Origin of the sequence: Pseudomonas sp. Pse79 (genome assembly GCF_024519615.1) — a bacterium.
Classification (GTDB): domain Bacteria; phylum Pseudomonadota; class Gammaproteobacteria; order Pseudomonadales; family Pseudomonadaceae; genus Aquipseudomonas; species Aquipseudomonas veronii.
The window spans coordinates 102,624-126,499 of sequence record NZ_JALJRR010000015.1; the positions used below are offsets into that span (position 1 = coordinate 102,624).

20 protein-coding genes and 1 pseudogene are annotated in these 23,876 nt (G+C 54.5%); 13 read left to right on the forward strand and 8 right to left on the reverse strand.

The features are described 5' to 3' along the window. The first annotated feature begins 29 nt into the window (after nt 1-29). On the forward strand, nt 30-1,091 hold the full coding sequence (locus NR164_RS19590; protein WP_108525535.1) for a DUF6515 family protein: 1,062 nt from the start codon (nt 30-32) through the stop codon (nt 1,089-1,091). Here the strand turns inward: NR164_RS19590 and NR164_RS19595 are convergent. Then, nucleotides 1,088-1,981 (reverse strand): cation diffusion facilitator family transporter, encoded by an 894-nt coding sequence (locus NR164_RS19595; protein ID WP_017848314.1) that lies wholly within the window; start codon nt 1,979-1,981, stop codon nt 1,088-1,090. The genes NR164_RS19590 and NR164_RS19595 overlap by 4 nt on opposite strands. A 15-nt stretch (nt 1,982-1,996) precedes the next feature. After that, entirely contained in the window at nt 1,997-2,416 is a 420-nt protein-coding gene (locus tag NR164_RS19600) for a hypothetical protein (RefSeq protein ID WP_017848313.1), read from the reverse strand. A gap of 183 nt (nt 2,417-2,599) precedes the next feature. On the opposite strand from NR164_RS19600, the pseudogene NR164_RS19605 reads away from it, so the two are divergent. Both NR164_RS19605 and NR164_RS19610 read left to right on the forward strand, forming a co-directional pair. Continuing rightward, nucleotides 2,600-2,980: pseudogene (locus tag NR164_RS19605) on the forward strand (DEAD/DEAH box helicase); the annotation flags it as partial. A gap of 401 nt (nt 2,981-3,381) precedes the next feature. Further along, the gene (locus NR164_RS19610; RefSeq protein ID WP_256823137.1) at nt 3,382-4,521 is read left to right on the forward strand and encodes a hypothetical protein; all 1,140 of its coding nucleotides are present in this window, start codon (nt 3,382-3,384) and stop codon (nt 4,519-4,521) included. Between the two features lie 135 nt (nt 4,522-4,656). Here NR164_RS19610 and NR164_RS19615 read toward each other — a convergent pair whose 3' ends face one another. Further along, on the reverse strand, nt 4,657-6,090 hold the full coding sequence (locus tag NR164_RS19615; protein ID WP_256823138.1) for an alpha/beta hydrolase: 1,434 nt from the start codon (nt 6,088-6,090) through the stop codon (nt 4,657-4,659). 175 nt (nt 6,091-6,265) lie between these two features. Between NR164_RS19615 and NR164_RS19620 the strand changes: the two genes are divergently transcribed. From NR164_RS19620 to NR164_RS19640, 5 genes are all read left to right on the forward strand, one after another. Then, the gene (locus NR164_RS19620; RefSeq protein WP_090202306.1) at nt 6,266-7,882 is read left to right on the forward strand and encodes a dsDNA nuclease domain-containing protein; all 1,617 of its coding nucleotides are present in this window, start codon (nt 6,266-6,268) and stop codon (nt 7,880-7,882) included. After that, entirely contained in the window at nt 7,879-10,062 is a 2,184-nt protein-coding gene (locus tag NR164_RS19625; RefSeq protein ID WP_256823139.1) for a DEAD/DEAH box helicase, read from the forward strand. Before NR164_RS19620 ends, NR164_RS19625 begins: the two co-directional genes overlap by 4 nt. Before the next feature lie 375 nt (nt 10,063-10,437). Next, nucleotides 10,438-12,960, forward strand: coding sequence for an ATP-dependent helicase HrpB (gene hrpB, locus NR164_RS19630; protein WP_256823140.1), 2,523 nt, complete (start codon nt 10,438-10,440; stop codon nt 12,958-12,960). 49 nt (nt 12,961-13,009) lie between these two features. After that, nucleotides 13,010-13,309 carry an SMEK domain-containing protein gene (locus NR164_RS19635; RefSeq protein WP_256823141.1) on the forward strand — a complete coding sequence of 100 codons (300 nt, stop codon included), beginning with the start codon at nt 13,010-13,012 and terminating at the stop codon, nt 13,307-13,309. Further along, on the forward strand, nt 13,310-13,522 hold the full coding sequence (locus tag NR164_RS19640) for a hypothetical protein (protein WP_256823142.1): 213 nt from the start codon (nt 13,310-13,312) through the stop codon (nt 13,520-13,522). A gap of 1,235 nt (nt 13,523-14,757) precedes the next feature. Here NR164_RS19640 and NR164_RS19645 read toward each other — a convergent pair. Next, a complete protein-coding gene (locus tag NR164_RS19645) occupies nt 14,758-16,077 on the reverse strand; it encodes a hypothetical protein (RefSeq protein WP_256823143.1) in 1,320 nt (439 codons plus the stop codon). Between the two features lie 380 nt (nt 16,078-16,457). Here NR164_RS19645 and NR164_RS19650 point away from each other — a divergent pair, with 380 nt between their 5' ends. Next, the gene (locus NR164_RS19650; RefSeq protein ID WP_256823144.1) at nt 16,458-17,411 is read left to right on the forward strand and encodes a hypothetical protein; all 954 of its coding nucleotides are present in this window, start codon (nt 16,458-16,460) and stop codon (nt 17,409-17,411) included. Nucleotides 17,412-17,913: 502 nt separating this feature from the next. On the opposite strand, the gene NR164_RS19655 is transcribed toward NR164_RS19650, so the two are convergent. Next, on the reverse strand, nt 17,914-19,002 hold the full coding sequence (locus NR164_RS19655) for an endonuclease/exonuclease/phosphatase family protein (RefSeq protein WP_017848311.1): 1,089 nt from the start codon (nt 19,000-19,002) through the stop codon (nt 17,914-17,916). A 40-nt stretch (nt 19,003-19,042) separates the two neighbouring features. Further along, entirely contained in the window at nt 19,043-19,702 is a 660-nt protein-coding gene (locus NR164_RS19660) for a YciC family protein (RefSeq protein ID WP_046381956.1), read from the reverse strand. 181 nt (nt 19,703-19,883) lie between these two features. Between NR164_RS19660 and NR164_RS19665 the strand changes: the two genes are divergently transcribed. The 3 genes from NR164_RS19665 (at nt 19,884) to NR164_RS19675 (ending at nt 21,911) form a co-directional block, all read left to right on the forward strand. Beyond that, nucleotides 19,884-20,648 carry a DUF2076 domain-containing protein gene (locus NR164_RS19665; protein ID WP_017848309.1) on the forward strand — a complete coding sequence of 255 codons (765 nt, stop codon included), beginning with the start codon at nt 19,884-19,886 and terminating at the stop codon, nt 20,646-20,648. Between the two features lie 128 nt (nt 20,649-20,776). Beyond that, nucleotides 20,777-21,253, forward strand: coding sequence for an NYN domain-containing protein (locus tag NR164_RS19670; RefSeq protein WP_128191689.1), 477 nt, complete (start codon nt 20,777-20,779; stop codon nt 21,251-21,253). 46 nt (nt 21,254-21,299) lie between these two features. Then, nucleotides 21,300-21,911 (forward strand): PolC-type DNA polymerase III, encoded by a 612-nt coding sequence (locus NR164_RS19675; protein ID WP_017848307.1) that lies wholly within the window; start codon nt 21,300-21,302, stop codon nt 21,909-21,911. Between the two features lie 175 nt (nt 21,912-22,086). Here the strand turns inward: NR164_RS19675 and NR164_RS19680 are convergent, their stop codons facing one another. Further along, on the reverse strand, nt 22,087-22,359 hold the full coding sequence (locus tag NR164_RS19680) for an acyl carrier protein (protein ID WP_017848306.1): 273 nt from the start codon (nt 22,357-22,359) through the stop codon (nt 22,087-22,089). After that, nucleotides 22,349-22,915 carry a hypothetical protein gene (locus tag NR164_RS19685; RefSeq protein WP_046381958.1) on the reverse strand — a complete coding sequence of 189 codons (567 nt, stop codon included), beginning with the start codon at nt 22,913-22,915 and terminating at the stop codon, nt 22,349-22,351. Before NR164_RS19685 ends, NR164_RS19680 begins: the two co-directional genes overlap by 11 nt. Before the next feature lie 494 nt (nt 22,916-23,409). On the opposite strand from NR164_RS19685, the gene NR164_RS19690 reads away from it, so the two are divergent. Continuing rightward, the gene (locus NR164_RS19690; protein ID WP_017848305.1) at nt 23,410-23,706 is read left to right on the forward strand and encodes a DUF6124 family protein; all 297 of its coding nucleotides are present in this window, start codon (nt 23,410-23,412) and stop codon (nt 23,704-23,706) included. Nucleotides 23,707-23,876 lie beyond the last annotated feature (170 nt).

The window sequence follows — 23,876 nt, forward strand, 5'->3', positions numbered from 1 at the left end:
ATAAGCCCTAAACCGCAGTGAGGAAGAGCATGAAGCGCATCTGGCGAATGGCAGGTGTTGGTTTGTTGGTGGTCAGCGTCAGCGCGCAGGTAACAGCGGACGAGCGCGATAATTCACCCGAGCGGCCGCAGGGCGGCGGGCAGCATGAACGCGGCCCTGAAGGTGGCGGGCGGCCCGAGAATAATCAGCCGCGCCCGCAGATCGCGCCGCCTCGGCCTGAGAACAATCAGCCACGCCCGGAGAACCCGCATTTTGATCGCGGCGGCCCGAACGGCGGCGGTCAGGGGCAAGGCCGGCCCCAGGGCAATGAGCCGGGTCGCCCGGCACCGCAGCCACAACCGTCGAACAGCCTGCCGATCCAGGGGCGGCCCGATACGGTGCGCCAGACCCAGGAACCGCGTGAGGGTTACTACCGCGATATCCCGCGCCGCAACGACGGCAATCAACATTGGGAGGCCGGTGGCCCCGGTTCACGTCCAGGCAACGACGGCGGTTACCACAATGAGCGTCCCGGTGATAATCGCTGGCCAGGTCGCCCCGATGGGCACGGCAACGGCTGGGGCCCCGGTCCGCAGTATCGCCCAGGGTATATGGTGGATCGTTTTCCCGAGCGTAATTACCGCGTGCCTTACCGTGGCCAGGATTATTTCTTCTCCGGCGGCTACTGGTATCGCCCGCAAGGCCCGCGCTATGTAGTGGTGGCGCCGCCGTATGGCATCCGCGTGCATTACTTGCCGGACTACGCGCGCGAAGTGTGGGTGGGCGGTGCGCTGTTTTTCCTCGCGGCGGGTGCCTATTACACCTACGAAAACAGTACCCAGCAGTACGTGGTGGTGGAACCGCCGACCGCCGTACCGGCACCGCAGCCAGCGCCCCAGGGTAACGGTTATGACGTGGTGGCCTATCCCGCCAACGGCCAGTCACCGGCGCAGGTGCAGCAGGATGGTTACGACTGTTATCGCTGGGCCGTGCAGCAAAGTGGCTTTGACCCGCAAGCGGTCACCTACGCTCCGGCCCCGGCAGTGGTGCAAGCCTACCGCCAGGCCCAGGGCAACTGCCTGAGCAGTCGCGGCTATCAGGTGCAGTACTAGGCCTGGGCGCCACTCACCACATCCAACGGGTCGGCGTGTACCAGCACTTCGGCCCGCGGGTAGGCTTTGTGAATGGCATCGGCGGCCTGGTCGCTGATGCCGTGGGCGACAGACAACGTCAATTCCCCCGGCAATTCCAGGTGCAACTGCACAAACCAGTGGTTGCCGGAAATCCGCGTGCGCAAGTCGTGTGCGCCCAGCACGCCGGGTACACCACGCGCCAATTCCAGCATGTGCTGGCTGACGTCCGGCGGCAGTTCTTCGTCCATCAGCACGGCAAAGCTTTCCCGGGCGATCTGGATCGCGCTCCACAGAATGTAGGCCGCGATGCCCAGGCCAAACCAGGCGTCGATCTGATGGAAGCCGAAACCGGCCAGGATCAGCGCAATCAAGATACTGCCATTGAGCAGCAGGTCCGAGCGGTAGTGCAGCGAGTCGGCGCGCACGGCGCTTGAGCCGGTTTCCCGCACCACGTGGTGTTGCAGGACCAGCAGGGCCACGGTCAGCGCCAGGGACAAGATAATCACGCCAATGCTCAGCCACGGCGCGCCCACCGGCTCGGGATGCTTGATCCGTTCGAATGCCTGCAACGCAATCAGCACCGCACTGCCGGCGATAAACAGCGCCTGCGCCATCCCGGCCAGCGACTCGGCCTTGCCATGCCCGTAACGGTGATCGTCATCGGCCGGGCGCAGGGCGTAATGCACCGCCAGCAGATTGAGCAGCGAGGTGACACCATCGAGTAGCGAATCGGTCAACCCGGCGAGCATGCTCACCGAGCCGCTGAGCCACCAGGCGATGGCCTTGGTCACAATCAGCACAGAGGCGACGCCCACCGACGCGCGGGTGGCCAGGCGCAAGAGCCGGGCGTGTTCGGGACTGCTGGTCATAAGCGGGTCAGATCCTTAGGCGGACGGTTGTAAGCCGAGGGCCGCCAGTTGTTGCACGCTGCCCTTGAACTGGATCATGCGCGGGTCGTCCAGCGGCAGCGTGCGACCGGTTTCCTGCTGGATGATGGTCTGCAGCTTGGCGGTGTCGACCTTGCCGTCGGCACCGATGGCTTGCTGCAGTTTCTCCGGGGCGACTTGTGCGGTCTTGCCCGGTTCGAAGTAGATCGCGCCGGTGGCGAAGTCGACGCCGAAGGCGATCAGGCCAGGGATCACGTAGAACAGCAGGCCCACGGCATCGAGCACGGCAATCGTCGGGTCGATCTTGCCGTCGATCTGGCCGCGGCGATCGGGATAGAAAATCGAACCGCAGGCCGTCAGTTGGCTCAGCAGAGTGACGGCGAGGACACCGCCGATGACACGGGAAGCGATACGCATGGAAAATCTCCTGTCAGTCACTGTAGGAGCGAGCTTGCTCGCGAAAGACGTTAACGATACCGCGTGCTGCCTGAATGTGCGTGGTGCTCTGTGATTTTTCGCGAGCAGGCTCGCGCCTACGGGAGACCACCACCGGTATCCGACAGTTCGCCGTTATACTCGCCGCTCTGCTTTGGAGCCAGTATGAATTCGTTGCCGATTGATGATGTTTTACCCGCCCTGCGTGACGCCTTGGCGAATCGCCATGAAGCCGTGCTGGAAGCACCGCCCGGCGCCGGTAAAACCACCCGCGTACCCTTGGCCTTGTTGAATGAGCCTTGGCTGGCCGGGCAGACCATCCTGATGCTCGAACCCCGACGCCTGGCCGCGCGCGCCGCCGCCGAGCGCCTGGCCAGCGAGCTGGGGGAAAAGGTCGGTGAAACCGTCGGCTATCGCATCCGCCTCGACAGTAAAGTGGGGCCCAACACGCGCATCGAAGTGGTCACCGAAGGCATCCTCACCCGCCGCCTGCAGGACGACCCGGCGCTGGACGGCGTGGGCCTGCTGATCTTCGACGAATTCCACGTTTTGCCATTTTCACTGAAATACCCTGGAATCTTGTCAAGGAACAGGACATTCTCCTGCCACAACTGACCTCTCTCTAGGACATCTCCCCAGCCTTGTTATCGCTTGTCCCTCCCTGACCAACCCAGGTGAGATCCCCGATCCTACCGCCGGTAGGTGCCAAGGTCTCTAATCCGGATTATCCGATTACGTCTTACACCAACCCCGAGTTCAATAACGCCACCCCATACTGGTATGTGTAGACACTCATCAGCAGACACCACAGCTTCGGCCCATGGTGCACACCCAAACGGTGTCCTAGGTGATGGATCAATTTCGCAGTTCTTAGTCGCAGAAATGACTTTGGTGTCACTATGATGGCGTTGTACCTTGGCCATTCACACGCGCATAAGGATCTGCACATGACGATGATTTCGGGCTACAAGTTGAAGGAAGGTGGTTTCCTTCAGGCTGACATTCTGCTGACCAGCTCAAATAAGAGGGTGCGTCCATCGCAGATTCCATCGTTCAAGCCAGATGCCGGAAGCCCTGCATTGCGTGCTCACGCCGTGGCTGGTTTGTGTCAAAAAGTTCTCGTGGTGAACGATCACTTCGCCGTAGCTTTCGCCGGGGATGTGCGATCGATTCAGGCGGTTGTACGGCTTATCGAGAGGCTAGTAGATGAGCACCCCGTATTGACGGGGAAGCGTTTTACGGATGCAGTATTTGACGAAGATACCATTGATAGTGAAAAGATCAGAATTATCGCCCTAAGTGTTGAAGAGGATGAAATCCACATATCTAATGTTTATGCGGATTGCGGGTATCGCAATGAAAATTTTGAGCTTTGGGTTGGTGGGTCTGGTGCGGGTCATGTAAAGGCGCATTATCAGAATTACCTACCACATGCGTTTGATGTTCTTGAAGAAGATATTGTGGTGCAGGGTACCTGCATGGCTCTCGATCAATTTGCAAGCCATTTAAAGAGTGAGTTTGAGAACAAGTATAAGTCGGAGTCGATTGCGAGTCTGTTTGGAGGCGGTTACGAGGTAGTGGCATTTTATGATGGGCGGTTTCAAAAGATATCTAATATCGTTTATGCCTTTGCGGATGCAGAACTTGACGCTGAGGGGATGTTGCAAGTCGACTTTCCAAAATGTCTGATTAAGTCCGAATATAAAGGGGAGGACTTAAAAATCAGGAGTGTTGAATTGCAATTTGACGAGGACTTCGATGAATATGTCCCTGTTAATGATCGAACATTCACGATCGCGCCTGTATCACGCTATGAAGAGACTACGGTTGAAGATGATGTCGATGAGTTGAGGTTTAGGGGGCATTTCCTTTGCTTTCTGATAAATTACAAGACTGAGAAAGGCGCCATGACTATACCTTTTATCAAAAAATACGAAAATGATTTGTATTTTTTGTATAAGGCATTCACGGCCAGCGTGGAACCTGGATTTGCTCAAATAAACTACTCAGATATATTCCGTGATGAAGTAAAGGATCACGTGCTGGGATTCGTGGAGCAAGTCAAAACTAGCTTCAACTCTAAGTAAGTCAAGATTTGGTTTACCCAGCTTTGGTTTATGCCCCCTAAGGCAAGCAGATACAAAAAAGCCACCTTGCGGTGGCTTTCAAGTGGTAGCGGAGAGCGAATAGGCCTGCGCCATGTTCGGTATGATTTTATGGGCTTAGCTCAGCTCCCAGTGACCCTCATCTTTCTTCGTGATACCTGCGCGCTGGTCAGGTTTGTGCCGATGCCGGACAATGTAGAACAGATCCCGGAACACTTTCGTCACGTCGGCTACATAGCTGTGGCCTAAGCCGAACATGTCCCTACCAGCACTGGAGACATCGATAGTCGACAGGTGATCCATGACCAGAGGTGGATTGGCGCCGCCCGCCCTTGGATTGCTGTGCACAAGTTGAGACGCAGTGATCGCTCGATCGTTGCGGGACGCATAAAGCGTTACTTGCTCGTACAGGTTGAACACCCGTCCAAATTGCTTGAAGCGCTTAGCGTCGACGTCAGGAGCAGCAAGGATGATCTGGCTGATCGGGGTAGCGCCCGGCTTGTTTTCCCAGTTTTCCAGTACAGCGAGAAGCGCCCGATTACCCATGCTGTGGGCAACAATGTGCAACGACGTCAGGCCCAGGTTTTCTGTAACATTCGTCAGATATTCCTTCAGATGGGCTGCTGACCAGTCTACCGTCGCCTCATCGGCAGGGTAGCCAGTCGTGCTGCCCAGTGATGCCCACGAAAAACACAGCATTAGACCTGGGAATTTGAGGTCATGGCACAGCTGGGCAGACCGCCACATTGCCGCGTCGAAACTCACGTTGTACCCGTGGATGAACAGCAAGCCTTCACGGCTAGTGGATGATTCGCTGAGCTTCGCGAGATAGGTCTTGGCGTTGTCGTACCACTCTTCCAGCTCAAAAAGAGCAGAGTTGTGGATGACGATATGCTTGTTGGGGTTCCCCTTTGAGGTAGAAGGCCACAACACGGGCCGTTCCAGTTTGCCTTCCTTATGGATGTGAGGGATGGAAACCTCTGCGATGCCATAGGACACGACGTCATCACTGCGGAACCCGCCAAACCTCACAGTCCTTGGTGATTCCAACAGTCGATCCGTTCCGAAGTAGACGGCGTATTTCGTGAATTTTTGATCGACCGGAGCTCGGCTGTAGTGGATGGGGTAGAGTTCGCTGCCGAGCGATGCACCAATGCTGTCCTCTAGCTGGGCGATGCATTCTTCATACTCCACCATATCTTCAGGGACGCTGATCATTCGCTTGACCGCTGCCTTGAAGGTCGGCTGTCGGATCGTAGATAAAGCCGACGCGAAGCCATCGCTCAGTAGCCGTGTAGCCTCCACAACGTCCGTCAGCAACTTCAGCTCATCTGCTCGTTGGATGAGCTGCGTAAAGGCCTTCTTGGCCCTGCTGCCTGTGACCCTGTCGTGCAGGACATCAATGAACATACCCGCCGGCGCCTTTCTCCAGCATAGGAGCAACTGCGATGAACTCAGTATCCGCTTGTGCGAGTTATAGGTGGCGAAGTTGATGTAGAGAATCGCGAGCGCGATCTTGAGGTCGTCCGGACTCCGGAAAGGCATTTCCATATGTGGGCTCTGTTGAAAAAAGCTCAATCTAGTGCCGCTTTGCCATCATGACAACAGGCACGCTATTGCCACGCGGTGAGGTGCTACGCTGCTGCTTGAGAGCTAAGTGCCATCATTTGATGGACTCCGGCAGCAGAATCCCCTAGATTCTCGGCAAAATGTCACGGACGTCGAGATGGATTCTAATGATTCGGGTGGTGTAGCCGCCAAGCACGGTTTCCTATTCCAGGACTGCGTTGCCGCTTTCCATGTCACCCGGATGCTCCGCGACAAGACCATCCGCAGTGTCCGCTGCGAGGTCACGGACGATATCGATATCGTCTCCGACGGATACGTCGATTTTGTACAGGTCAAAAGTACCGAGAAGACCCGTTGGAACATTTCGGATATTGTCAAAAACGGGAAGGGCGCTGACAAGAAAACCATTCCTTGCAGTTCGATCTTGCACAAGTCGATGCAATGCGAGCCAGACCCAGACCTGACACGGCGATACTCGATCGTCACTGAAGACAAGGTCAACAAGACCCTGGAGTATCTGACGATCAAGTCCTCGGCTCGGAATGGCAAGCCTGGTAGGCAAGAGCTGATCGACGACCTCAACGAGCGAACCAAGGACTACCAGACGGCCTCAGGCGTTACCGTCGCTGATTGGGTTGATGCGGCTACCTGGGAGGTGTATCACACCATTCGCGAGTTGGAGCTATTGGGGATAGCCAACATTCGAAGGTCGTCCGAGGATCTGCACGGGGTGACCCTCAGCTCTGAGGCTGCTGCTGAAGATATATGGTGTTTGATCCTCGATACGGTGACCCGCAAGGGCGAGCGTTCCCGCCGTATCCACAGTGCTGACGATAAGTCCTATGTCAGGTCAGACCTTTTTGAGTGGTTTAACCAACGGGTGGTGGATGACCAGACCAAGGCAGGCCGCAAAATCTACGTCAAACGTAAGTTGCCTCACATCCTCACTCCCTTCAGAGCCCCGATGGCTTCGGTCTGCGACAAGCGTCGAGCACAGGTACTGCACCAAGAATATTTTCTAAGCCAATACCGCTACAAACATATTGTCGAGAACGTGTGCGGATGGCTCGACGAGGTCTTTCTCCGGCCCAGGGAGATTGCCGATATACACAAGCTCACGCTCGTGGAGAAACGCGAGCGGCTGCGTACATCTGTCTTCAAGTCTCTTCACGATGTCCGAGAGTTCCTGGGTCGAGTGCTGCTCCACGCGACCATTCGGCAACAGCACGAAAGCCAGCCAATACCCTGCATGCTGCACGTTGAAAACCCAGGGGAAGAGAGAATTCTCGAAAATGTGCACATTGTTCGTCGTGCATCGGAAGGTGATCAGCTTTGGATCGGCTTCAGCGAACTGGTGACCGAAACTGACATCTCTGTGCGGTTGCCGGAAATCCGGAATGAGCTCTATGAGGTCATCGAGGAATGCTTCGATTCGGCGCGTAGCAAAATACTGGACGTCAAGGACGATGAGTATCTGCTGCGACATGACATCGACGAAATCCTGGACGGCAGTCGGCCTTTGGACGCGCACCTCGATCGCTTCAGGTTCGTACTGTTTGTTGGTTATGACTCCTGCTTGGTAACCGACCCTGAAACCCCAGGGCATGAAGACGAGCTACAACGGGAAACGGCAGCTCTGTTTGAAGAGTTCGCCGCCGATCTTGTAGAGGGTTCGCCGTTTGGGCAGTTAGGCATCCACATCTTCATTTACCCCGCTCCAAGCCTCAAGCGGCTAGTCAGGATGGTCGAAGACAAGGTGAGGGAAGTGGTATGACGCAGGTATATGAGCAAGCGAAACACAGCCTTCAAAGCAAGGACTTCTCGTCTTTCAAATACTTGGCTGTGATCAATAAGCTGCTGTCCAACCCGGTGTCGTATGACCTGGGACGTGACTTGATTGTCCGAGCTCTCGATGCACGTGAACGCTTCTCTGAGCACACCACCTTGCTCAAAAATATGGTGAGAAAGTCTGGGTTGTTCCCTTACCTGAAAAAGGAGTTCTCCGACCTGACGTCGGATGAGCTAAGGGTGCTGGATCTGTATCGTACCCCCTTCTCGGACAGCTTTGTTTTCCACTCGATGCAGTTCCACATTTTTGATCTGCTCAAAGCAGGGCGCAATGTGGTGCTCAGCGCACCTACCAGCATGGGCAAGAGTGCCATCGTCGACTCGTTGCTGGGCCTAGGTGAGCTGAAGCGGCTTGTCCTGGTGGTGCCGACCGTGGCGCTTGCTGACGAGACACGGCGTCGACTCCAGGTCAGGTTCGGTGAGCGGTACCAGATCATTCACCACAGCTCGCAGGAATGTCATTCCGACCGGGCTGTGTACGTGCTCACCCAGGAGCGCGTGAATGAGCGAAACGACATCGTCGACATTGATCTATTCGTAATCGATGAGTTTTACAAGCTGGCGTTCCGGGAGCTCAAGAACGGAACAACGGACTACAAGGACGAGCGCGTCATCGAGCTCAATATCGCGTTGAGCAAACTGCTTAAAGTCTCCAAGCAGTTCTACCTCACTGGGCCGTTTATCAACAGCATTCGCGGCCTGGAAAACCTAGGCTACCCACATACCTTCGTCTCCAGTGACTTCAACACCGTAGCACTCGACGTCCATACGTTCGGCATCAAACCCAACGATCAAAGAAGCAAGCTCAAGGCGCTTGGAGCGATCGCCCAACACTGCGACGAAGCGACAATCATCTACTGCAAGTCGCCAACGGTCGCCGGCACCGTGGCGCGTGAATTGATCCGGTATGGCTATGGCACCCTGACCAGCAATCCACATATCGATTGGGTGAGCCAGGAATTCGATCCCGAGTGGGACTACGCCGTGGCATTGAAGAACGGTATCGGCTTGCACTTCGGCGCACTGCCCAGAGCGCTGCAGCAGTACACCGCTGATCAGTTCAACGCTGGCAATCTGCGCTTTCTTATCTGTACCTCGACCATCATCGAAGGCGTAAACACCATTGCCAAGAACGTGGTGATCTACGACAACCGTGACGGCACTCGCAGCATCGACAAATTCACCCACGGCAACATCAAAGGGCGCGCTGGGCGGATGGGCGTGCATTTCGTGGGTACGATTTACTGCCTAGAGGAAATCCCGGAAGACAACCTCAACCAGGAGGTTGAAATTCCGCTTGGTACTCAGGACGTCGAGACGCCGATTAATCTGCTCGCCAGCGTTCAGCCGGATCACCTGTCTGAGCTTTCTCAAGATCGCTTCGAGGAGGTCTTCGCTAGCGATCGTGTCTCCTTCGACCTTGTGAAAAAGCATTCCTACTTCCGATTCGAGCAGTTCGAAGAGCTGCAGAGCATGGTCGAAATGATGGACGACACGGAATTCGCTACGCTCGTGTTCCACTGGGGGCCAGCAACCAATTTCCTCAAGACATTCGCGAAAATCATTGCCAGGCTGGTGCCTCATACGTTCAGCCGCAACGGCGTCAGCGTCAACCCGCCAGATCTTCTGATCGCCAAGCTGGCTGGCTACGTCAACGCGACCAGTTTTTCGAATTACCTGAAGAGCCAAATTGAATACGCTCGGCAATGGGTGACCGAGGGGACGAAGCGCACACTCTCCGAAGCACTGAACAACGACCTGAAGATCATCACCAATACTTACGGGTTTACCTTGCCCAAGCTCCTCGCACTTATGGAGGATGTCGTCAAAAACCATGCGCTCAAGCGTGGCTTCCACAGCAAGGTCGATTACTCGCACGTCAGAATGGTCTTTGAAAGTTTCCACCTACCACCCGGTGTGAATGCCCTGGAGGAAATGGGCATCCCTATTCAGACCCTACATCGCCTGGCTGACCTCGTGGACTTCCCTGAGAAGGCAGACGTGGATCAGCTTGGTCAGTTCATTCGAGACAACCAGCACGCCTGGGTACGATCCGTTGGTTACGTGGATCGGATGTTCATCCAGCGCGCGCTGCGTATTGGATGACTCCAACCCAGCATTCTGGAAAAGGAGGGTGATGGTCGATGAGGCCCTGGTTAGGTTGGCAAGGGCTCTAGTTTTTTTCGCAGCCAGATTTTCTGTTACGTCGTTCTCGGCGACGTTGCGCGTTTCTCTGCGCTTTCGGCGCACTGTTTGTACATCCGCTCCAGGTCATTCAACTGTTTGAGGTAGTCGGCGATCACAGGCTACAGTTTGAAGAGCGGCAAATTCTTGCAGGCGGACATACTCCTTACGAGCAATAATAAATGGATGCCCCCTGCGCAGATTCCATCGGTTCCAACCAAGACGTATCCTTCCGGCTAGGTTCCAAGAACTCGATCTTCCGATTCGATATAATTGTGTCGTTCCTCGGGAGATCCTATGAGTTTGTTGCCAATCAGCGCTGCCTTGCCAGCCCTTCTAAAAGCCCTGAACGAGCGGAATGAGGTGGTGCTCCAGGCACCGCCAGGCGCGGGTAAAACCACCCGAGTCCCCCTCGCTCTACTAGATGAGCCCTGGCTCCAAGGCCAGACTATCATCATGCTCGAACCTCGTCGGCTTGCTGCACGGGCTGCAGCGGAGCGTATGGCGAGCGAGCTGGGTGAGAAGGTAGGTGAGACGGTGGGCTATAGGATCCGCTTAGAGAGCAAGATAGGCCCGCGCACCCAGATCGAGGTCGTCACAGAAGGTATCCTGGCTCGCCGGCTGCAGGATGATCCAGCGCTAGATGGTGTGGGTGTGGTGATCTTCGACGAACACCACCTGCGCAACCTCGATTCAGACCTGGCATTGGCCCTTTGCTTGAGTGGCCGCGAACTCTTACGGGACGACCCTCCGCTGAAGCTGCTGCTCATGTCGGCGACGCTCGAAGGCGCTCGTCTTTCTAAGACCCTAAATGATGCTCCTGTGGTCAGCAGTGAAGGACGCATGCACCCTGTTTCCACGATCTGGGGTAGCCCGTATCAGCCAGGCGAGCGTGTCGATGCGCGGGTCACGGACACCTGCTTGGCCGCTATCAACGAGCAGTCAGGAAGCGTTCTGGTTTTCCTGCCTGGTCAGGCAGAGATTAAGCGGGTGGCGGAGACACTCAAAGAGGAGTTGGGCAGCCGTCCAGACGTGATCGTGTGCCCGCTGTACGGCGATCTCGACCTGAACGCACAGCGCGCTGTTATAGACCCGGCACCCAAGGGCTCCCGGAAGATCGTGCTGGCCACTAACATCGCTGAGACCAGCTTGACCATTGAAGGCGTCAGGGTGGTGGTGGACAGTGGTCTCGAGCGAGTGCCGAAGTTTGATCCTCGCAGCGGGATGACTCGACTCGACACACAGCGTATCTCGAAGGCCAGCGCTACTCAGCGAGCAGGGCGGGCAGGGCGATTGGAGCCAGGTGTCTGCTATCGCCTATGGTCGGAATCGCAGCACGAACAAATGGCAGGCTACAGCACCCCAGAGATCTTGCAGGCTGATCTTGCAGCCCTGGCTCTCCAATTGGCCCGGTGGGGAATGAAGCCGGAAGAGATGACCTGGTTCGACCAACCTCCGTCAGCCCCTTTCGGCCAAGCCAGAGACCTGCTGAAGCGGCTGGGTGCACTCAACGATGCTGGACAGCTCACACCACACGGTTCGGCCATGAGCGAGCTCCCAGCACATCCACGGATCGCCCACATGCTCATCAAAGGTAACGCGATGGGACTGGATGATTTGGCTTGCAACGTCGCCGCGCTGCTGGGTGAGAAAGACGTCCTGCGTGGAGAAGGTGCCGACCTTCACACTAGGCTGAATGCATTGTCAGGAGAGCAACATTCGCGCCGAGGCGGTGCCTCTTTTCAGCGAGTAAAGCAGTCTGCTCGGCAGTACCGATCCCTGCTCCGTGGAAGGGCCTATAGCCCCGCCAGCGAGCCCGATCACCCACGATGGGTAGGATGCCTACTGGCGTTCGCCTACCCTGACCGAATTGGCCTCCAGAGGCGTGCAAGTGCATCCGAGTACCGTCTCTCCAACGGGCGGGCTGCCGTGTTCTCAGAGCCTGATGCTCTCACCAAGCACGAGTGGCTGGTAGTGGCCGACCTGGGTAGCCGGCAAGGGCAGCGTGAGGAGCGAATCTACCTGGCAAGTGACCTTGATCCGGCCCTGTTCGATGACGAGCTGGCTTACCTTGTGAGGTCTGTCGATGAGGTCGACTGGGACGAGAGGGAAGGAGTACTCAAGGCTGAGCGGCAGTTGAAGGTGGGTCAGTTGGTGCTGTCCACAACACCTCTGCTAAATCTTGATGAGCAAACCCGTTCGCTTGCCTTGGTCAACCTGGTGAGGCGGAAAGGCATTGAGCTCCTGCCTTGGAACCCTGAGCTGCGGCAGTGGCAAGCGCGGGTCGATCTGCTGCGTCAGCTCGATCTTCAAAATGGGCAGGCAGAAACCAAGTGGCCTGATCTCAGCGATAACAACCTCCTGGACACGCTGGAGGAGTGGCTCACGCCGTATCTGAGAAAAATCACGAGGCTCAGCCAGTTCAGCCAGCTGGATCTGTCTTCGATAGTTAGAAACCTCCTGCCTTGGCCGCTCCCACAGGATTTAGAGGTTCAAGCGCCGCAGACGATTCAAGTACCTTCTGGTTCGAACATCCGCATTGATTATTCAGAGTACCCGCCAATCCTTGCTGTGCGACTACAGGAGTTGTTCGGGCTGACCGAAACGCCTCGGATTGCTCGGGGGAAACAGGCCCTGACACTGCATTTGTTGTCGCCGGCTCGGAGGCCTGTACAGGTCACCCAAGATCTTGCCAACTTCTGGCGGAGTACCTATGTGGAAGTCAAGAAAGACCTCAAAGGTAGATATCCAAAGCACTTTTGGCCCGACAATCCTTTAATCGCAGAAGCGACAGCTAAAGCCAAGCCCCGAAGGCCATGAGTGGTTAAAGAACTCCTAGAAAATACATGTCAACTTTAATAATGATAATATGATTATCAAGACTGGAAAAGAACTTAAAAATATTGAAAAATGCTTGGCTTATATTGTGGCTAATGTAAGCATAAGTAATTCAGCTGGAAAAACTGATGTTAATGTAGAGCTTGAGCGGTTTGTTAAGCGACTTTTAAACTTGTACTACGGGTTAAGCTTTGAGCTGGCTAGCGGGATCTCCTCGACATATCCTGCAATTGATTTGAGCGACAAAGGCGCCAGAGTGGCCTGCCAAGTGGCATTAACTAATAGTGTTAAAAAGCTGAAAGACACAATGAGGAATTTTGATCGGCTTTAGATGTCAAAAGACTTTGATGAGCTTAAGTTTTTTATTATTTCGGATAAGATGGCGCCTAAAATAAGTGAAACTTTTGGCGAGCTTGGCACAAGTTGCACGGTGCTAACAATAAAAACATTTAATGCTCTGATACATTCTCTGGATGATGAGGGGGAGATTTCTAAAGTAAATAGCTTGTTCATTGGTGGGGAAATATTCAAGCCGCTGGTCTAAGTAATTAAAGGTAATGGGGGCAGATTGTTCGGCTTGGCTCGATTAGGAAACTTTTAAAACAGGCTCAGCTCGATTCGGAAATAGATCTCGATCAAGTAGAGCAATACATCGACGATGTAAAGGCATTGGTCCATGAGGTATCTAAGCTGAACGTAGAGCAAAGAATATTACTTTGTGACTTGATTTGGAAGGCGCATACCCAAGTGGGATCCTACACTTGTCTATATTTGGAAGAAAGCGAAGTTGTCGTGGAGTTTTGCGAGAGGGAACGTCTGGTGATTTCATCTCTTGTAAATAAAAATCTTATAAAGTGGGATGAGGGTTTTTCAAAAAACCATGTGGAGAATGAGATAACAACTTTGCTAATTGTGAATAAGTGTGAGTCTAAGCTAAATATTTTTTTGAACTGAGAAAAGCTTCGCAAGGAAGTCTGGAGCAACTTAGAAATATGTTGGTGGAGCTGGATTATTCAAATTTGGAATAAGTAATGATTTTCGCCATGGCGAGGCATTGAAGTTCTCCGTCTAATCGACAGCTTCATTGCTCTGCTAAATGAACGCAAGTGGCATCGAGCAGTATCGTATAAGCATTACATCTTGCCTACTTTTAATGCGGCCAAGCTCGTATTGAATGATTATCAAGACTTTTACAATGTTATGGAGCGTGACCTTGAACTCGGAGTTTCACTTAAGGAGGTGTACGGTATTTAATGGAGTGGCGAGATTTTCTGTTGTCGGAGCGACTTGAGTTGAGAAAATTCATTGACCTTGTACCCTCGAAGATAGCTGAGCCTTTTGACGATGCAGTGATAAAGCTGGTTCAGGCAGCCATACAGTGGTCCATGATCTTCAGCACTTCTCTCAGGACTTGAAAGTAGGGTTAACACCTCCCTTGAAGAGAGTCACATCAGTGCTCAATTAGCCTTTACTGCGCAGCAGCAGTCAAAAATTATAGAAGGTCGGTTTGAGAGTGTCGTGGAAGCTTATGTGGCGCTCAGAGACAATGTTGCTCAGCGCTAGGCAGATCCCGACAGCGCTTTCGAGGGCAGAGGCCTACTGTCCTAACTGAAGCCAAATCGCGCTTTTGGATCCGGCGGTGGGTCAGTTTTCGGTCAGCGGCAACACCCATAGCCCGCTTCGGCGTCAAAACCCAAGGCAGCAGCCGTATGCGGTAATTTTGCACGTAAGGGTCTGTGCGGGGGGCGGCAGGCAACTGCCATTCCTACCGCGATCCAATCATTTATGCACGTTAACCGCAGGCGGCAAAAGTACTTTATCTTTATCCAAGGCTGCACGAAGACTATTTTTTAGTGTGGAATCATCTACTAATTGCTCCCTGTCGACCAGCACCTTTCTAACCTCTTCGCTCATATTTACTTTCCGAGGAGCGTTCGCAATTGCCACAGCTACACCCAATTGATAACGATAAGACGCTCCAGCCATTTTAGAAACTAATTCCTTTAAATCATCTGCTGAATTAGAACTCTGCAAAAGACCACCCAGCCTAACACGAGCGTCCCGTCTTACAAGAATATCATCAGACTCCAAGTCAACAATCAGCCTTTCTCGAAGATCCTTACTCTCACTCAAACTCATATCTGCCGAAGAAGTCCGAACTTTAGAGTTTTCAGACTGAGCATATACAACCATTTCCGCTTCAGACTTCAATGGGTAAACTTGAGCAAGAATTTCTTTGTCACCGTCAGAGATTTCAATGTTAGGAGCGGTCAGATAACACTTGCTATCAGCCCCCCTTGTTAATATTTCCTTAGGCAACATATACATCATTGGAGATTTTGAGTCCGGCTTTCCTGATATAAAATCAGGATCGATATTTGTTGCAAACCCGATATTCCTTTCTACTTGCTCCCGCCCCCAATTGTTAGGAGGCTTGGCATAGTAATCATAAACATTGTTTTTGCCCGTCCATCTTATCTCAGCCCTACAGTTCATGTTTTTATTCTGAGCCTCATGAAGCAGCGCAAGCGCATGTCCGAACTCATGCACAATTACACTTTTATCATAGTCCTTAGCCTTAGAATACACATCTAAAATAGTGAAACGAGGCTCTGAATATTTTGTGTTGAACCCCTCTAAATTCATAGATGGAGCCAAAACCTCCGCCCGCGATTCACTATCATTACCTATAAAAGACCAATATCCCCTCCCACCAAACCCTACTCTAATTTGATAAAATCCACCTGAAGGAGACAAGCAGTTGTATCCTTGCGGCTCAGGACCAAAATCAAAGTTCACGCTAGATAGGCCGTTCCACTTGCCGGCAGCTTGGCGTATCAAGGAAGCTATAACTTTATTCCCCCCAAACATACAAACCTTCAACTTGCGGTTTGGGTCCCATTGACGTGCTCCCGCCACTGCTTGACTTTGGGTATTTCCTCCGCCTTCGGCCCCACCCTCAGTGTAAAAATACAAAGTACGCTCATCGTACCCCTCAGAAATACGAGGTTCATCAGGAGCGCTCTCAGAAGTCGCTTGAATTGAAGTGCACAATAGAAGAAATGTCCCTCCTAAGGCTGCAGTGATCTCATTACGCATTTAAGCCTCCTTTATCATCAAAACTAAACGCTCTTACCGAAACTTCACAAAGCCATGCCGAGAAGACCAGAGTAAAAAAACAAACGAACTCAGAAAAACAATAGACAAAGCAAGCGTTTTTTCAAGGGGTTACTAATAAAATTTAATTTGTCTAATAAAAACAATTAGATAATGAAGGTTTTCTGCTTTTAAAATGAACTATTTTCAACAAGCTATGTTGCAGCTGCCAAAAGCTGCTATAGCTCTAATGCGAGTGCGCTCGCACACTGCAATCAGATCATCGCTCCCTGAGTCTCTTCCCTAAACATGCAGGAGTCACACCTAAAGGTTGGATGTAAACCCTAAAACAACATAACAGGCAGCTAGCCAGGAAGGTAAAAATGTTCAGAATCATACTTGCCGCTGCATCCGTTTTATTACTTTGTGGCTGCAATTCATTAGGCATAATGTTCGGTCCGAAGGTCAACCCTTCGGATTTCACATATGACAGAACGATAGCAGTGCCATACGAAAATGAGGCTCCATCATTTTTTGGGGCGGATTATGATAGTAAGATTTGCACCAACAAACCCACCCCGCTCGTTCCCGCAGGTATGCCAATAGCGGTAGCAAGTGTGCTTGGCGCCATTGGCGGAGTAGTAATCGACTCAACAAATAAAGCCATAACAGACAAAATAGAATCCATAAAAAATGACGCAAACAAAATTTGGACAAGTGACTGGGTTACCAACACTAAAGACATCAAAAAAACAACGTGCATTGCGTTGATTCGCTATCAGCCCAGCGATTCAAAAGACAAAAATACTGAAATCAATATAGAGCAAGTACAAATGGCTGTTCTCCTTAGAGTTACACGGTTTGGTAATGATGCCTTCCAGCTTTCACCAGTATATGTATTTTCCAAGCAAAGCATGGCTCTAACAAAGTGCGAATCTCATTGCTTTAGCGATGCCCAAGGGAAAATCTCACTTGCTATCGCGATGACTCAGACCTATCAGAAATCAACAGGAGAAATCGCGGAGGGTGGAAGTACAACATTAACTGTAGGTAATATTACAGTTAACGAAGGCAAGCAACTCAACCAAACTCCCATCAATAATAAAATCAACACATCAACAACTATAGCAAGCCCCTCATTAACTAAGCCGACGCCTTTTATCACTCCCGATACTACGCTTGTATACGTAAAGTTTGCAGTTTCTGAATCTGGAACATTGTCTGGCGCAGACCATGCGACAGCTGAAATGAAGGCATTGACAGAAGCGCTTGGCCCCATAGCCAAGGACTTACTTAAAAAGAAACTGGATAAGCTATCTAGCGAAAATACAAATTGATATGAGAAGGCACGAGCACACGGCAATGCTGTTAACTTAAGGAAAACGCCGCTTACCCCAAATAGGAACGCGGCGTTTTTCTTGGGTTTCACCGAAGAACCGAAAGCAAAAACCTCTCGGCAGCCTGAGTGAACAGCATTGCTAGCACACGGGCCTCAGCTGCCTCAAGCAACAGAATCAATAAGCTTCGTTAGGTTCAGATCATCGTAAAAACTGTCAATGTATGCCCTGCGAGCAAAGTCGCTGCTCTGCAGATGGTGTCAATGTTGGCTTTGGTGTTGGCAGAGTTCGTCAATCTCTATGGCGATTATTGACAGTCAATGGACTTTCGGACGGTTTACTCTGAGACCATCCATTTTGATGGGCTGATCGCCTGTCAATGTGGTCTAACGATAGGTGATACAACCCATTACTGGCCGGATGACCCGTTGGTGGCCGAGGCCACCGCCCGAATCAAACCCCGCAAGTAAGCGTGACCGCGATTCAAATGTGGGAGGGGCGGTTATTGCGCGGCGGGCAGCAGGAAGCGGGCGATGACCGGCAAATGGTTGGAAATGCGCAACGTATCCGCCTGGCGCACCTTGGCTTCTACACGCTTGATCCGCGAGCTGTAGAACAGGTAATCGACGGTGCGATCCGGTCCGTCCAGGCTCGGGTCATTCGGAAAGTGCGTCAGCCACTGCTCACGATCAATCCCGGTGGATTCGCTGTTGCTCGGGATCATCGGGTATTTGTCCCACAGCAGATGCAGTTCGCTGTCCGGTGAATACTGCCCGCGTTTACCGGCATCCAGGCGCAGGAATTGCCCCAGCGGCAGCAAATTGAAATCCCCGCCGATCAACCACGGCGTACCGCGGCTTTCGAACTTATCCAGCAGTTTTACCGTGGCCTGGACTTGTGCTTGCACCGCACTGCGCCCGGGTGCGTCGCCTTCCAGGCGAGTGTTGAGCACCGCCAGTTGGCCGCCGTCGCTCAAGGGCAGATAGGTCAGCAGCAACGCCGGTTTGGGTTGGAACTGACGGCTGATGAAATCCGCGGGCGGTACGGGCAGTTGCAGGCGTTCGGCGTGTTCGATCTGGTAGCGGCTCAGGGTCACCAGCTTGCGGCCGACGCTGCCGAAAATATGCAGGTTGGGGATAAAGTCGGCTTTCCAGTCGAAGGCCTGGGCGCTGCAGGGGTAGAGATCGACGAGCCGCTCTTGCAGCAGCGCCACCTGATCCTGGTAGTGGGACGGCTTGGCGCCTTCGTCGAGTTCCTGCAACAGCAGGATGTCGGGCTGTTCGTCGCGAATCACCCGGGCCACTTCGTCGAGGCTGAAGGCCATGTCTTCGACGGTGGGGCGGTCGTCCGGGCCGCTGCCGTCGGCGGTGTCGTACCAGAACACGTAGTTCTTGCCGGCCAGGTACTGCACGTTCCAGGTCATCACCTTGAGCGCCTGCCCGGGCAGCAGGGTCGGCGCACGGGGCGCGATGCAGCTCACGGGCAGGGTTTGCTTGTCGGCGGGGCGCCAGGTCAGGCTGTAGATCAGGGCCGTCAGCAGGCCCGCGATGATCAGCAGGCCCAGCAAGGTGAGGCGCAATAAACGGGTCATCGGCTCGGCTTATAGCGTGTCAGGGGTGACACGGAGCATATCACCGCACGTCGGCGTCGCCACCGATCAGCATAAATAAACGGAACAGCACCACACTGGTAAACAGCTGCAGGAAGCTGTGCGCGCTGTCGATCAGCACGCCCAGCAACGGCGCGGGCTCGGGATACGCCGCCATGCTGGCGCCTTTGAGCAGCCACAGTGGCGTCATTACGCACAGCAGGCACACCAGGATTCGCCAGAAATGCCCGCGGGTCAGGCGCAAACTTTCCTTCATCGCCGCCAGTGCAGGCATGCCGCGCAGCACCAGCAGGTATTCGGCGAACGCCAGCACCACCATCAGCCACAGGCCCGGCAGGAAATACAGCGACAGCCCGAGCAGTATCAGCAGGGTGCTCATCGCCGTCAGCAGGGCGAAGCGCGGCCACAGCGTCAGGGCCATGGCCCACACATCCTTGGTGCGCGGCGATTCGCCACGGGTGCGGGCGTCGAGAAACAGGATCAGCGCCCCGGTGTACAGCGGATACACCAGCAACCCCACCACCACGCTGTAGCCGGGGAAGGCATCCGGGCCGAGCGTGTGGTCGAGCACCTGTTGCAGCAGGGCTTCGAGGATCACCAGCGGCAGGCACAGCTGGACGATGGCGCCCAGGTTGCGCTGGGTGAAACGGAGGGAGTCGCGCAGCACATCTAACGGATTCATCAGAGTCATCACAGGCCGAAAAAAAGCAGGGGCACACTTTAACCGATAGGTGCCGTGAGCAAGCAAACGTAAACCTTGAGTAAAGACCATTGAAACAACTGGTAACACCCCCATAACTAGCAGGACCGAGCCTGATCACAGGCCGGACCATGATTTCTACCGGCAATCTAACGAGGTCGCCATGAACAGCGAAGAGCAAACCCTGATCGATGGACTGTTTTCACGGCTGCAACAGGCCGAAACGGACTCAGCCCCCCGCGACGCGCAGGCCGAAGCGCGGATCAAGGAGCATATGACGCGCCAACCGGCGGCCGGGTACTACATGACCCAGTCAATCCTGGTGCAGGAACACGCGCTCAAGAACCTCGACGCGCAGAACAAGCAGCAGGCGCAACAGATCCAGCAATTGCAGGACGAGCTGCAGCGGGCCAAGTCCCAGGCGGCACAACCGGCGCCGAGCAGCGGTGGCTTTCTGTCGAGCATTTTCGGCGGCGGTTCCCGTGACGCGCAACCGCCACAGAGCGCTCCGGCCTCATCCGGCGGCGGTTGGCGTGAACCGGCTCGGCCGTCTTTCGGACAGCCTGCGCCGCAACAAAACTACGCTGCCCCACAGCAGAATTACCAACAGCCGCAACAACCCGCCGCCGCCCCCATCGGCAGTGGCTTTCTCGGTGGCGCCCTGAAAACCGCAGCGGGTGTGGCCGGTGGTGTGATGCTGGCGGAAGGTATCAGCAGCCTGTTCAACCACAACTCGCAACAGCCGCAAGTGGTGGAAGAAATCATCCGTGAAGTGCCCGCGCCTGCCAGTGACAACAGCAACTGGGGCAACGATGACCAGAAGTTTGCGGGCAATGACAACTGGGGCAGCAACAATTCCGACAGCTTCGCGGACAGTGATTATTCCGACAACTCGTCCTCCTTCGACGACGACGATTCCTTCGTCTGACGCATCCAGGCCGGGGCGCTTTGCCGCCCCGGGCTGATTTTTCCCGGAAACTTTCCCGTGGCTGGCATACTGGCAACCTTTGCGGACCTTCGCGTCCGGGGTCCAAGCGGCAGTCATGGGGAAGTGCGGTGAAGAAAATTGCAGTGTTCGCCGATGTACAAAACCTCTACTACACCGTGCGCCAGGCGTATGGCTGCCACTTCAACTACGCCGCCCTGTGGGCTGACATCAGCTCGCGCGGGCAGATCGTCGAGGCGTATGCCTATGCCATCGACCGTGGTGACAGCAAGCAGCAGCAATTCCAGCAGATCCTGCGCAACCTGGGCTTTACCGTGAAGCTCAAACCCTACATCCAGCGCAGCGACGGCTCGGCCAAGGGCGACTGGGACGTGGGTATCACCATCGACATCATGGACGCCGCCGCTAACGTCGACGAAGTGGTGTTGGCTTCCGGCGACGGTGATTTCGACATGCTGCTCGACCGCATCATCCACAAGCATGGCGTCGACGCCGTGGCCTATGGCGTGCCGGGGCTGACGGCCAACTCACTGATACGCGCCGCCAGCCGCTACGTGCCGATCGAAGGCGCGTTGCTGCTCAAATAAGCGCTGCGGTTCAATAGATAAATGCTTAGACGGAGTTGGAACAGGTTTGGAACGTATAGCGGTCATCGACTTTGAAACCACCGGCATCACCCCGAGCAGCCACTGCCGGGCCACGGAAATCGCGGTGGTCATCCTCGAACGTGGCCAGATCGTGGACCGCTACCAGAGCCTGATGAACGCCGGCGTGCGCGTGCCGGGCTTTATCGAACAGCTCACCGGCATCAGCAACGCCATGCTGCGCAGCGCGCCGCCGGCCGAGCGGGTGATGAACGAAGTCAACGAGTTCGTCGGCACCACACCGCTGCTGGCGCACAACGCCGCGTTCGACCAGAAGTTCTGGGACTTCGAACTGGGCCTGATCCGCCGCACCCGCCTGCAAAAATTCGCCTGCTCGCTGCTATTGGCCCGCCGCCTCATGCCTGCTGCACCCAACCATAAACTCGGCACCCTCAACAGCTATGCCCAACTGCCCCACACCGGCCAGGCTCACCGGGCCATGGCCGATGCGGAGATGGCGGCTAACCTGACGGCGCACCTGGCCGAGCAACTGCGACGGACCCATGGCTTGCGCGAGCTGTCCCACGACCTGCTGTGTACCTTGCAGAAAGTCCCGGCGGCGAAGATCAATGAGCATTTGAAGAAGCATCGCGGGTTCTGATAGAACAACGCCGTTCAAAATGTGGGAGGGGGCTTGCCCCCGATTGCGGTGGGTCAGCTACACATAAGCTGACTGATCCACTGCTATCGGGGGCAAGCCCCCTCCCACATTTTGACTGTGTTCATCCATCAAAGTGGGAAGGGCGGTGCGACGATTCGACTTGCCCCCGATGGCGTCAGAGGCCGCACTGCAGATTTGAACGCTGAACGATCAAGTCGACAATTTGCTCAAGGGTGGTGATGTGATCCCAATCTGCCTGCGTCGCGCGCAGTTTGAATTGCCACTTGATCTGCATGACAAAGCAAGTCAAATCGTCATCGATGATCTTGAAGTCATGGATGAAATCCGTTTGTTCCGTCACCTGGCTGCGGTCGATGAAGCCGATGATATCGACGAACAGTTGAATGACCTTTTCGCTGATCTCGGCTCGGGTCAGATTACTTTCCATTTCTTGCCTCGTAGGCACACTTACCAATACTGATTAGATCAAAGACAGCCAACCCCGCAGCCACGAAGGGAATGCCTCGCCCGATAATGCCAAATACCCTGACAGTTCCAAATGTTGCTTTCGCCATTCTGGCCACGGTTGGCTGCCTGATCAATGTACGAGGGAAGAAGCGCATTCCGATGAGGCTAGCCAGGTTCGTCGTTTTGCTGGAGCCGACTTGAACCCAAGTGCCCACGGCAATTTTGCTTATCGGTATGCCCGCCGCACCAGTGAGAACCGTTGCGGCCGTCAAGCCGTAGTGTTGCTTTGTACACTTCCAGAGTTCGTCAAAAGTAGTGCTCGGCACCGAGGATTCCGCATGAATGGGCTTGAGTAACTGATAACTGGCGCCATGGGTCCAGCCAGGCGAATTAGGCAAAGCCATGACTGCCGGGCAGCTTGTCATTGTGTTTCCCATATGAAACGCCATGCTTGAAGTTGAGCCGAAATCGATGCCCTTGCTTTCGAGCTCAAACTTGCTTCGCATGATTGCTGTATGAAGATCGCTTTCCTGCATGCCGTAGTCCCTGTACGTAAATGACAGGCGGATAGTAAGTTTCAGCAAAGGGCGATTGGTGGTTGGCGGGAAAAACCAGAAAGGTCCGACGAAGCAGTAGCGCTTAGCCTACTGACGTTTCAGAAGACCGCTAAAAGCCTCCACAAAGAACTGATGTTTTAGTGGCAAGCAAGACCAATCCCTTTCATTTGCGGGACGTTTCCTAGAGAATTCCACGGCCTTGCGCCCCTCGGATCAGGTAGCTAGTCTCGCCTCGTCATCGAATCATCGATGATCGGACGTGCAAGTCCGGTTCGCAAAGGTGCGCTAGCGCCCTACATCTCAACGCCTGGTTTTTAGTGGTCGGCGTTTATCTGTTATGGCGGCTGTGCGCTGGAGACCTTCGGGGTCTGCCGGGTTTCCTTTGCCCCGGTCTTGCACACCTGCGTACAGCTGCCACCCTCATTCGCGTGCAAGCGAACGGTGACGGCCTCTTACTTCAGAGGAATTACACCATGGTCAAAGTCACCCCCGATCCACCAGACTTCTTGAGCGAAGACGCCCTGCTCAACCGCCGCGCCATCGACTACTACCTCAAAGCGTCCGCCCCGGATGCACCCACCTTCATCCTGAATGACAACCTGAGCCTAGAAGATGCCCTCGCCCATGCGGCGGACTTGCTGCATTGCGCGGTGAAAACTGCGCACTTGCCGGGTGAGGCGATGAACGCGCAGCAACGGGCGGTGATGCATTTGGTGGAAATGGCGAAGGGAGTGGTGGATCGGGCGCTGGAGTGTGTGCAACCTCGTTGAACCACACATAACGAATGTGGGAGGGGGCTTGCCCCCGATTGCGGTGGGTCAGCTACACATAAGCTGACTGATCCACTGCTATCGGGGGCAAGCCCCCTCCCACATTTTGACTGTGTTCATCCATCAAAGTGGGAAGGGCGGTGCGACGATTCGACTTGCCCCCGATGGCG

Coding starts and splice junctions, on each gene's coding strand:
- NR164_RS19590 (WP_108525535.1), top strand. CDS start 30: ATGAAGCGCATCTGGCGAATGGCAGGTGTTGGTTTGTTGGTGGTCAGC.
- NR164_RS19595 (WP_017848314.1), bottom strand. CDS start 1,981: ATGACCAGCAGTCCCGAACACGCCCGGCTCTTGCGCCTGGCCACCCGC.
- NR164_RS19600 (WP_017848313.1), bottom strand. CDS start 2,416: ATGCGTATCGCTTCCCGTGTCATCGGCGGTGTCCTCGCCGTCACTCTG.
- NR164_RS19610 (WP_256823137.1), top strand. CDS start 3,382: ATGACGATGATTTCGGGCTACAAGTTGAAGGAAGGTGGTTTCCTTCAG.
- NR164_RS19615 (WP_256823138.1), bottom strand. CDS start 6,090: ATGGAAATGCCTTTCCGGAGTCCGGACGACCTCAAGATCGCGCTCGCG.
- NR164_RS19620 (WP_090202306.1), top strand. CDS start 6,266: ATGGATTCTAATGATTCGGGTGGTGTAGCCGCCAAGCACGGTTTCCTA.
- NR164_RS19625 (WP_256823139.1), top strand. CDS start 7,879: ATGACGCAGGTATATGAGCAAGCGAAACACAGCCTTCAAAGCAAGGAC.
- hrpB (WP_256823140.1), top strand. CDS start 10,438: ATGAGTTTGTTGCCAATCAGCGCTGCCTTGCCAGCCCTTCTAAAAGCC.
- NR164_RS19635 (WP_256823141.1), top strand. CDS start 13,010: ATGATTATCAAGACTGGAAAAGAACTTAAAAATATTGAAAAATGCTTG.
- NR164_RS19640 (WP_256823142.1), top strand. CDS start 13,310: ATGTCAAAAGACTTTGATGAGCTTAAGTTTTTTATTATTTCGGATAAG.
- NR164_RS19645 (WP_256823143.1), bottom strand. CDS start 16,077: ATGCGTAATGAGATCACTGCAGCCTTAGGAGGGACATTTCTTCTATTG.
- NR164_RS19650 (WP_256823144.1), top strand. CDS start 16,458: ATGTTCAGAATCATACTTGCCGCTGCATCCGTTTTATTACTTTGTGGC.
- NR164_RS19655 (WP_017848311.1), bottom strand. CDS start 19,002: ATGACCCGTTTATTGCGCCTCACCTTGCTGGGCCTGCTGATCATCGCG.
- NR164_RS19660 (WP_046381956.1), bottom strand. CDS start 19,702: ATGAATCCGTTAGATGTGCTGCGCGACTCCCTCCGTTTCACCCAGCGC.
- NR164_RS19665 (WP_017848309.1), top strand. CDS start 19,884: ATGAACAGCGAAGAGCAAACCCTGATCGATGGACTGTTTTCACGGCTG.
- NR164_RS19680 (WP_017848306.1), bottom strand. CDS start 22,359: ATGGAAAGTAATCTGACCCGAGCCGAGATCAGCGAAAAGGTCATTCAA.
- NR164_RS19685 (WP_046381958.1), bottom strand. CDS start 22,915: ATGCAGGAAAGCGATCTTCATACAGCAATCATGCGAAGCAAGTTTGAG.
- NR164_RS19690 (WP_017848305.1), top strand. CDS start 23,410: ATGGTCAAAGTCACCCCCGATCCACCAGACTTCTTGAGCGAAGACGCC.